Source organism: Planctomycetia bacterium (assembly GCA_034440135.1).
GTDB lineage: Bacteria > Planctomycetota > Planctomycetia > Pirellulales > JALHLM01 > JALHLM01.
In genome coordinates this window covers 1-3,524 of record JAWXBP010000468.1, presented here as the reverse complement: position 1 = coordinate 3,524, position 3,524 = coordinate 1, and the positions used below count along the sequence as shown (strand labels likewise).

Annotated in this window: 1 protein-coding gene; it reads right to left on the bottom strand. The window is 57.9% G+C overall.

From position 1 onward, the window contains the following. Positions 1 to 649: 649 nt before the first annotated feature. Positions 650 to 3,301, bottom strand: coding sequence for a hypothetical protein (locus SGJ19_26725; GenBank protein MDZ4783858.1), 2,652 nt, complete (start codon positions 3,299 to 3,301; stop codon positions 650 to 652). Positions 3,302 to 3,524: the final 223 nt, after the last annotated feature.

Sequence of the window (3,524 nt, the reverse complement as noted above, 5' to 3'; positions counted from 1 at the left end):
CGCGAACGTCCGATCTGCGCCCAAACTGGCGCTTGCGCGACCACCGCCTACTCGCCAGACTGTTCGAAAAGGGCGTTTGAAGTTCCTATACTTCCATGATGCGAGTACGAGCTTTTTTGCCTTGATGTGATGTCGGCAAGCGCCATGTTCGGACGCTCATTGTTGTAAGTCCATTGCCAGCGCGTGACCCATGCTTGTGCTCGCTCGCGATAGGCTCCCACCAAATTACCCTGTCGACACGTTTCTAAGCACCGCTGACTCTAATCCAAGGCGGATGGCCAAGACAGCGTAAGCCAGTGTCCGCTTCGGTCGGAAGTCGCCGGTGCGCCGATGGTGTGGGAGGCGCGGGCGCTACTTTGAGTCAGTAGCCCTCGTCAGAAATCGGCGCCAATGCACACACCGCACATTTCAGACTCCGTCCCCGTCAGAGTCCCCTGGGCGTCATAGCTGCAGGCATTGCATTGCATGACGACACCCTTGCATTGCGACGGCTTCTTCGGGTGGGCCACTAGGCGCTTCTCGCCTGTGGCCGGTAACGCAGAGTCACAACCCTCCGGAGGCACACTACTGCCGCAAGAAACTAACAAACAAACGACGAGCAGAACACTCAAATTGCGCATAGACTGACCCCTCGAAGATCACAGACAATTCAGATCGGCAGCAAGAAATAACGAAACAGGTTCCCGATGCGGCCCAACAAAGGCCATTGACCGGGGCTCCCCTCATCTAATAGGACGGCGCCCGCAACCGACCGAGTAACAACGGACGGCTCATTGATCCAGACCTTCCACGGATGCAAGCGTTGGGCAAGCGCGAATTCTTGTGACTCGTCCCACGCCAGCAAATTGCTCACCGGAGTACTGGTGCCTTCGTCGCTCACGGACACCAGTTCCCCCTCACTGCGCAGCACGATGTAACCGAACTCTCCACTCCCTAGAACTCCTTCATCGGGTTGTGCGCCTTCCGCCACGATACAGAACGATCCTAGCTTTAGCAGGCTGGCGCCGATGTGGGTGGTATATCGCGAAATTAACTCGACCCGATCGGTCCACGCGACGAGATCAGCGATGCGAAACCCCACCTTCTGACCTGGCTTAAGTTCTATCCGTACCAAGCGATGATCGCCCGCGACCGAAAGTTTCGGTCCATTGGAATTAAGTTTGGGAATGGAGCCGTTCTCGATCGTGAAGGGAATTGGAACGATGTCTATGGCCGTCGTGACATAGTTCCCCGCAAGCATGCGCTGCAGCGGTGCCGTTCCCGCGCAGGATAGTGCCGCATTCATGCTCGCGTCTTCTCCCCAGCGCGACACCTTCAGGCTCACGAACCACCGAGTGGCATTGCCTTTCCTCCGCGTCTGCTTCGGCAGATCCGCATGCAGGTCCAGCATGTGGTGAAGTGTCATCGAAAGGGGTTTGACTAATTGGTGCGGCTTGGCGAGTCGAAATGTCACGCCATTGGCTGTCTTTCGATCAAAAACTACGCGCCCTAGCAACATTTGATACGCAGCAACGACCGAAACACTTAGCAGCACCCATGAAATGACCTGAAGGATGCGCAACGCTATGAACAGCTGGCGATTAGTTTCTCGAGCGCGCTCCGCCGAGCGGTGGATCTCGTTGGAAACGTCTTGCCTGAACCGATCAGTGTGGGCCGTAACGACGGTGTTCACATCTGCGTTGGCGGCTCCTACGGAATCGTTGATTGCCTTGGCCATTTTGGCGTGCGACCGCGTCAACGCTTCGTTGACGTGCTCAATTAAAGTCCTGCAAGGGCTCGTAAACGACACGGTGATCGAGGCTCGAAAAAGGTCGTAACTCTTCTGGAACCCACTGCACGCGGTTTGGTCCTCAATGGTCGGCGGACGCAAAGCCATTACCTGTTTTGCTACCGCGTCGGGCGCTTGGTTAGAAAGTCGTTTCACGTCCCCTGACGCTTCATTGACGTAGGTGTCGGTCTGCGCCTTCAAGCCCGATTCCCAGCGACTGATTGAACAATCGAGGTCGCGCTCCAGTTCTGCGATTCCCTCGGGCCCCTCGCGACAGTGCGAATGCACAATCGGAACGTTGTCGCCCAGCCATACCGCTTCGGCATACGGTGTTCGGATAAGCCAGCTCTGAAAGTAGTAGTTCATCGCCGACCCGAATGCCACTAGGAGGAGCACCGGAAGCAATAAGACGAAGGCGGATTTCCCGGCGATTTCAAACGAGGGAGCATCCTTCAGAGTGAGCAGCCGAATTTCGCGCTCATGGTCGAGGACGAGCTGAACTCCGTAGTTCAGAAGGACGAGTAGGCCTCCCAGGGCCAGCGCCATGAGCAGGGTGGTGACCACGCTGTGCGTCAAGATGGCGACGATGGACGTGAGAAGGAGCGTGAGCGCGGCATACCAGAGCGGAGGCGCCCGGAAGATCGCTACCATCACAAAGAGAATGCAAACGGCAAACGCGATAGTTCTGGCCAGTCCGATGGAAGAGCCCACCCAGAACGTCCATAGCAACCAGGCGATGCTGGCAAACGCAACGGTCGCGATGCCCTTCCAAAACAGTCCTGCCCGTGGACTCGGATAGCGAGCCATTCCGAGGCAAATTCCCAGCGCTGACAACCCCAAAAGCTTCATCACCAGAGTCGTGGTTACTGGGGCGTGGTGTTCAAGAGCGAGATCGCCTGCGAAAATCATCAGGAGGAAACAGCAGCACATGCCGAAGCCTGCCCGAGCCGCGCCTGCGCTCAGCACTTGGCTCTGCGCAAGGCGCAGGCGCCGAGGCTCGACCGGCGGCTTGGCGCGTTCGCGCGACAGGAGGTGTTGGGTGACGAGATGCAACGTCAACAGCACCGCCACGAGCCCTCCCACCCACTGGCCACTCAGAATGGGGTCTCCAGTGAAAAGCCAAAAACAGAGGAACGTAAGGGACGCGAGGCCGGCGTACCACGTTGCTGGAGCTCGAAACACGGAAATCATGACTAGGAGAACGCACACGGCCAAACCCGCCGTCGCGTAAGCGCCGATCGATTTGCCGAGATGCCAAGTACCCAAGAGCCACGCGATTGGTGGCAGGAGAGCTAACGCTACGCTTCGCCAAAAGAGCTTCTGGCGCGGCGGCGTGTAGAGTTTCAGACCGAGGAGCATTCCGAAGGCGACCAGTGCCCCCGCGGCGAGAAAGTAAATCGTGCTCGGACCTCGCCCGTTCTTGAGCACGAGTTCGCCAACCACGAACACGAGCAGAAAACAGCAAGACGCGAGAAAGCCCGACTGGATCCCGCGATTCGACAACGTTTCCGTATGAATCAGGCGAAGGCGCATAAGTGGCGGAAGTCCAGTATTTAGGTTCGAACTACGAAGTCCCGGAGTATAGGAAATTCAAACGCCCTTTTCGGGCAGTCTGCGCGGTAGCCGGAGGGTCTGCGCGGTAGCCGGAGGCGGTACAAGCGTCGGTTTGGCTCGGTTTGGCCGTGGTTGGGGCGTCATCGCAGAGCGTTTGGCGTTTGGGCGGGTTGATGGGTGTTCGGCAGCGCCGTTCGCGGCG